Below are 447 nucleotides of genomic sequence, written 5' to 3'. Positions count from 1 at the left end.
TGTCCTGATTTAAATTTAATCCACTATATATAGCTGCCTGAAGGCGGCTGGCTGGGAGATGACGGAGCGGGATTTCGAGGATGTGTTTCAACACCCAGCCGCCCGAAGGCGGCTGAATCCAGATATGCGCGGTTCTGCGACTGAGCCGATGTTTCAACACACAGCCGCCTAAAGGCGGCTGGCGCCATCGGCGCGATTCCGCGCGTACGCGTGACCGTTTCAACATCCAGCCGCCTAAAGGCGGCTGGATGCAGCCCGAAGCCAAAACGCCCAACAGCTCAGGTTTCAACACCCAGCCGCCCGAAGGCAGCTGGGCAGTTTCTGAAGCGTTGCCAAACGCGATGACTGTTTCAACACACAGCCGCCCGAAGGCAGCTGGCTGCCATTTACCACGCCGATTGCATACGGATTGAACGTTTCAACACACAGCCGCCCGAAGGCGGCTGG

1 protein-coding gene is annotated in these 447 nt (G+C 58.2%); it reads right to left on the bottom strand.

Going from position 1 to position 447, the window contains the following annotated elements; all coding sequences use genetic code 11:
- Positions 1-292: hypothetical protein (locus HMPREF2726_RS14550; protein WP_148132523.1), on the bottom strand; the 292-nt coding region annotated here is incomplete at its 3' end.
- Between the last annotated feature and the right edge of the window lie 155 nt (positions 293-447).

Source organism: Neisseria sp. HMSC074B07, assembly GCF_001810355.1.
Classification (GTDB): Bacteria; Pseudomonadota; Gammaproteobacteria; order Burkholderiales; family Neisseriaceae; genus Neisseria.
This window is presented reverse-complemented; position numbering and strand designations above follow the sequence as displayed.